6 protein-coding genes are annotated in these 6,074 nt (G+C 38.2%); 4 read left to right on the top strand and 2 right to left on the bottom strand.

Features of this window, described 5'->3' with window-relative positions; all coding sequences use genetic code 11:
• Positions 1-239: 239 nt before the first annotated feature.
• From ACY10D_RS08445 to ACY10D_RS08430, 4 genes are all read left to right on the top strand, one after another.
• A complete protein-coding gene (locus ACY10D_RS08445) occupies positions 240-1,097 on the top strand; it encodes a hypothetical protein (RefSeq protein WP_487000307.1) in 858 nt (285 codons plus the stop codon).
• A gap of 140 nt (positions 1,098-1,237) precedes the next feature.
• A complete protein-coding gene (locus ACY10D_RS08440; protein WP_487000306.1) occupies positions 1,238-1,843 on the top strand; it encodes a MiaE family protein in 606 nt (201 codons plus the stop codon).
• 231 nt (positions 1,844-2,074) lie between these two features.
• Positions 2,075-2,275 carry a hypothetical protein gene (locus tag ACY10D_RS08435; RefSeq protein WP_192482745.1) on the top strand — a complete coding sequence of 67 codons (201 nt, stop codon included), beginning with the start codon at positions 2,075-2,077 and terminating at the stop codon, positions 2,273-2,275.
• A gap of 175 nt (positions 2,276-2,450) precedes the next feature.
• Positions 2,451-4,031 (top strand): peptide chain release factor 3, encoded by a 1,581-nt coding sequence (locus ACY10D_RS08430; protein WP_487000305.1) that lies wholly within the window; start codon positions 2,451-2,453, stop codon positions 4,029-4,031.
• 195 nt (positions 4,032-4,226) lie between these two features.
• Here the strand turns inward: ACY10D_RS08430 and ACY10D_RS08425 are convergent, their stop codons facing one another.
• Positions 4,227-4,799 (bottom strand): tetratricopeptide repeat protein, encoded by a 573-nt coding sequence (locus ACY10D_RS08425; RefSeq protein WP_487000304.1) that lies wholly within the window; start codon positions 4,797-4,799, stop codon positions 4,227-4,229.
• A 30-nt stretch (positions 4,800-4,829) separates the two neighbouring features.
• A complete protein-coding gene (gene folD, locus ACY10D_RS08420) occupies positions 4,830-5,687 on the bottom strand; it encodes a bifunctional methylenetetrahydrofolate dehydrogenase/methenyltetrahydrofolate cyclohydrolase FolD (RefSeq protein ID WP_487000303.1) in 858 nt (285 codons plus the stop codon).
• Positions 5,688-6,074: the final 387 nt, after the last annotated feature.

Here is a 6,074-nt window from a genome sequence, read left to right as displayed (position 1 = left end):
AAGATTAGCGAAACAATCTAATCTTGATTTGTGCCAGTTAAAAATTTCCTTTAAACTATTCGTCAGCTGTTTGAGGTGCTTTTTCATGGTGTGCAAATCAAGAAAAAATAACGCTTCAAGCAGCAATTTGCAAATTTTTCTTCGTGTACAGAGAGAAATGGATAAACTGTATTGACTTTTTTAAAGTTATATCCTTACCTATAGAGACATAAAATAATATAGTTATATAAGGAATATTCATGAGTTATAAACATTTTCTATCAGCTGTGATGTTGTTATCGGGAGCTACTCAGCCGTTGTCTGCCTGGCAAACATTTTACTGTGGGATCAGCAATAGTTCTGAAAAAACAATCCAGGTGAACGTTCGACTTACTGGAAATTACGGAATTGCATGGCCTGTCACAAGCACGAGCGGATTTAGTACGGTTGCAGCTTTTCAGTGGATACACGATATAAATGATGCTGATAAGACATATACATTACAATCTGGTCAGAGAGCGATAGTAGGCTTCTATGCAACATCCAATGCAGATGCTTGGGCCAAGGCTATATCTGCATTGGTAAACTCGGCAATAAATGCTATTGGTGATGCTGCATTAAGTTATGCTGGAGGAGGTTTTTTTGCAGCAGACCCTATGGGTGAAGACGATACAATTCAACCAAAGGTTAGAAAAGTTCCAGGGTTTTCAAGTGCTGATGAAATAGCAAATGAATTTGCTGCTAATGCTAATTATGATCACCCCAATAGTACTAACGCAGGATCTGGTGATGAAGTCAGTGGCGGATGTTTAATTGTTTATGATGATGGGGACAAGCTGGGAGCTGCTTTTTCTAATTTCACATCAGATGCTGTTGTTTACGCATCTGATGAACTCCATAAAGGCTCTAATGTGACTTACTCCACTAATGAATCTAGTGAGTGTGAAAATTTTTTAAAGAACGTGTACCCAGATGTAAACTCGAAAACATCTCCAGATTATACCGACGCAATGAATCTCGCTAAGAAAGGAAAGGACGGAACTTGGTGGGGTTGCATGATTGTTGATGTGCCATCATCCAATTCCAATAACCATAGTGGGTATATTCCCATCCCTTGAGATGAATAATGATGAGTGCATTTAAAATATTTTGATTACTAGAAGTCAACCTGATAGTATCCAAAAATAGACTTTTCTGAGCGCAAGCTGAAGGGGCGTAAGCCTAACGTTAAAACACAATTATAATATAAGTTTTTAGAATGAATTATTTTAATCAAGCAACAATTGATACGTTTTTGCCATGCAACACACCCAAAGCATGGATAGATAAAGCGCTGAAATCCATTGATATCCTATTGTTAGATCATGCGCATTGTGAGAAAAAGGCAGCATCTGCTGCTATTAGCTTTATGTATCGCAAGTCAACTGAATATCCAGAGCTTCTACTTAGAATGTCAAAGATTGCCCGCGAGGAGTTAGTGCACTTTGAACAGGTACTAAGTATTCTCAAAAAGCGTAATATTGAATATCGTCTATTGTCAGAGTCGCGCTATGTCAAAGAGCTAAAAAAGCATGTGCGCACGTCAGAGGAAGGGCGACTTGTTGATACACTTATTATTGGTGCTTTTATCGAAGCACGATCGTGTGAGCGCTTTGGTGCTATTGCGCCTTTTTTAGATGAGGAGCTGCAAAAATTTTATTTGGGATTATTAGCATCAGAGCAGCGTCATTTCACTATTTATCTTAAATTTGCACAACAATTTGCCACCGATGATATCAAGCATCATATTAAGCGCTTTGCTGCAGTAGAAAAGCAGTTGATAGAGTCACCTGATACTGAGTTTCGTTTCCATAGTGGGATTTAAGATCCACGGTTTTTTTCGGTTAAAGTTGCTTTCTTGAATATTGTATTTTCGTCAGTTCCTATCTATCATTATCAAGATTAAGAGAGAAAACAAAAAGTAAGTTTGTATTCAAGCTTATGGGGTATCTTTTCGTTGTATCCCTATCGTAATCATTTTGCGGTGTTTTTTTGCAAAGTAGTTTGTGATGGGTATAAATACGATATTGATATCTTATGTATGGAGGAGACAATCATGCAGATAAATGATAAGACCAAGCGATGGTTGTTTGATATGTATAATAAACAAAGTATTGTGACGGTTAAATCACATAATATTCGTTATGTTGGGGTACTTAAACATATCTCAGCTGAGCATGTGATGATCGATATGCCTTTTGGTGTTAAGAAAATAAGTTTTACCGAAGTGGATAAAATCATTGAACATAAACATTAATTTAGAATATGATCTGGTAGTAATCCTAAGAATAGTTGAGTTGCCAATGTAGTCTTTAATGCGTTAATTTTTTCATAAAGTTTTTACATTTATCAGTAAAACGGGTAGGCTTTGCTCTTTTGCAAGAGCAAAGTATTTTTGAATTTAATTTTTTTGAATTTTTTGAGGAAAAATAATGTCTGAATTTCTACAGGCGCTAAATAAGCGACGCACATTTGCGATTATTTCGCATCCGGATGCCGGAAAAACTACGTTAACCGAAAAAATGTTGTTATTTGGAAATCTAATTCAATTAGCAGGTACAGTGAAAGGTAAAAAATCAGGTCGTCATGCAACGTCTGATTGGATGGAGCTTGAAAAGCAACGTGGTATTTCGGTAACCACATCTGTGATGCAGTTTCCTTATAATGATTGTGTAGTCAATCTATTAGACACTCCAGGGCATGAGGACTTCTCGGAAGATACTTATCGCACCTTAACTGCGGTTGACTCAGCCTTGATGGTTATTGATGGTGTTAAAGGGGTTGAGGCGCGTACTATTAAATTGATGGAAGTATGCCGCTTAAGAACAACACCAATTATAACTTTCATCAATAAATTTGATCGTGATACACGCGATCCAATGGAGTTGATGGATGAAGTTGAAGATGTCCTTAATATTCAATGCGCACCAATGACTTGGCCAATTGCCTCAGGTAAAGAGTTTAAAGGGATCTATCATCTATATAACGACGAAGTCATTTTATTTGAGACGGGACATGGTCATCATATTCATGACTATCAAGTCATCAAAGGACTTAATAATAGCGGACTAGATGACAAAATTGGTTATTTGGCAGATGAGCTAAGAGAAGAAGTGGAACTTGTCAAAGGGGCAAGTCATGCGTTTGATCTTGAGAAATATCGTCGAGGTGAGTTAACCCCTGTATTTTTTGGTACGGCATTGAGTAACTTTGGTATTAAAGAGATGCTAGACACCTTTACCGAATGTGCGCCATCACCAACACCAAGAACGACTGATATACGTGAAGTAAAGGCAAGTGAAGAACCATTAACCGGCTTTGTTTTTAAAATCCAAGCGAATATGGATCCGCAACATCGTGATCGTATGGCATTTTTTAGAATTTGTTCTGGCAAATATACAAAAGGCATGAAGTTGCAGCATGTGCGCATGAATAAACAAGTGCAGATTGCTAATGCATTAACTTTTGTTGCAGGCGAGCGCGAGTCTTTAGAGGAAGCCTATCCTGGGGATATTATCGGCTTACATAATCATGGTACGATTCAAATTGGTGATACTTTTACTCAAGGTGAGATACTTAAATTCACGGGTATTCCTAACTTTGCGCCTGAGCTTTTCCGACGTGTGCGTTTAAATGATCCATTGAAGATGAAGGCGCTTTTGAAAGGCTTAATTCAACTATCTGAGGAAGGTGCGACTCAAGTCTTTAGACCATTGAACAATAATGATCTGATTCTTGGCGCGATTGGTGTGCTACAGTTTGATGTTGTTGCACATCGCTTGGAAAATGAATATGGTGTTAAATGTAGTTATGAGCAGGTCAATGTTGTCGCATCTCGTTGGGTAGAGGCAAGTGATAAGAAAAAACTTGAGCAATTTAAAAATAAATATGCAGATAACTTGGCGCTAGATGGCGGTGATCACTTAACCTATCTAGCAACAACGCGTGTTAATCTACAAATGGCACAAGAGCGCAATCCAGATATTCAATTTTTGGCTACAAGGGAACATTAAAAAGAAAACAATCGACGAGCCACTAGATCTATTCAAGGAGGGAGGAGGGAGGAAGTTGATACTAGCAACTCGTCGAAAGAGAGCGCCACTATACTAAGCTTTTTGCATAATGGAAAGGTATTTTTGTAAATATTTACAAAAAATTTACAAAATCTTCATACCCATCATAAATTATTTTATCGTGGGCTTTCTAGCTTAGAAAAATGGCAATGCATCTAAACTCAAATCAATGCCATTAGCGCGTGCTTGGCGTAACCAATAGTTTGATTTAAAGAGATTGATTGATACTCCAATGCCTTTCTTATACATATATGCCAGATAAATTTGTGCTTCAGCATAGTCATTTTTAGCAGCCTTTTCAATCCAGTAGAAGCCAACAGCAGGGTTTGATTGCACGCCTAACCCTTGGAAGTACATAAGCCCAAGCTTAAATTGTGCTTCAGCATATCCTGTGGCAGCCGAGTACTGAATATAGTCAACTGCTTTATCGATATTGTTACCACCTGATTGGCTGATTTGTTTACTGTATTCAACTCCTTTGTCATAGGCGGCTTTAGGACTCAATAATGTGTAATTAATAGGCTCATCATCTGTTGAGCTTTTAATTGTTTTAGGTTTGTCATTGGTCACCTTAGGTGTATTTTCTAATTTACTACTGATAATGGCATGTGCATTATTATGGTAAAGTGCAGTCACCCCTAAAATAATCGCCAATACAATAATGATGGCACCGACCCAAATTGAAAGATGATTTTTAATAAGCTTCATGTATATTCGCTCCAAACTTCTCGCGAATCATTATGCCTTGCTATGTAAATACTCACAAGCAAATAACGTATTTTCTAGTAAAGTGGCAATGGTCATAGGTCCTACTCCACCTGGAACTGGGGTGATAAAAGCGGCATTTTCCAAGGCATTGTCAAAATCGACATCACCGACAATGCTGCCATCATCTAATCGATTAATACCAACATCAACGACTACAGCGCCTTTTTTAAGCCAGTGGCCTTTGATAAAATGTGGTTTGCCAACGGCTGCAACTACAATATCAGCGCGTGATAAGTGTTCAGCTAGATCGTTGGTGAAACGGTGACATGTGGTGACAGTTGAGCCTGCTAATAAAAGCTCCATTAGCATGGGGCGACCAACGATATTAGAAGCACCAACGATGACTGCGTGTTTGCCTTTAAAATTATCAATTACTGATTCTAATAATGTCATCACTCCTTTGGGGGTGCATGGACGCAACAGTGGATTGCGCTGCATCAATTTGCCAATATTATAAGGGTGAAAACCATCAACATCTTTATCAGGGCGAATGGCTTCAAGTATTTTTTCGGCATCGATGTGCCCAGGCAGTGGCAATTGCACCAATATGCCATCAATCGTTGGATCATTGTTTAGCTGATTAATAAGGTTTAATAACTCGTCATTACTAACATCTTCATTAAGGTCGTAGTTTAAAGATAGAAACCCCACCTCTTCACAGGCTTTACGTTTATTATTGACATATATTTGTGAGGCAGGGTTATTGCCAACAATAATTACCGCAAGCCCTGGAATACGTTTGTTTTGTTCTTTTAATTGATCAACTTGTGATTTGATTTTTAGTCTGATTTCTTGCGCTTTTTTTTTGCCATCAATAATTTGTGCCATAGCATAGGTTCCTGTTTTCTAATTTACAACTGGAGTTACGCATTTTGCGATTTTTCAAAGACTACCCCGTCTGCTTCGCATCCACCCCTTCGCTAACGAAGGGGAATCTGTGGCTTGGACTTTATAATTTCCCTTCACTTGTGAAGGGGTGCCGAGCCTGCGAGGTGGGGTAGTTAAGCAAAAGTGCGTAACTCCAGTTTATTATTTTTTATAGGCTTAAGTTGGTAGTACATGATATACCCATCATAAACCATTTTACAGAATTTCTTGCTTTGCATTTTCTGCTCCTTTACAAAGTTGAATTTTGGTGATAGCGAATGCGTTAAGAAACAATGAATAGTTTCATTGTTTTAGCAAATGAGCGCCCAAAGACTCTGTCAAGGGCAG

The sequence above is a fragment of the Cysteiniphilum sp. genome, from assembly GCF_057495195.1.
Note: the sequence above shows the minus strand (reverse complement) of the source record. Positions and strands in the feature narration are given on the sequence as shown.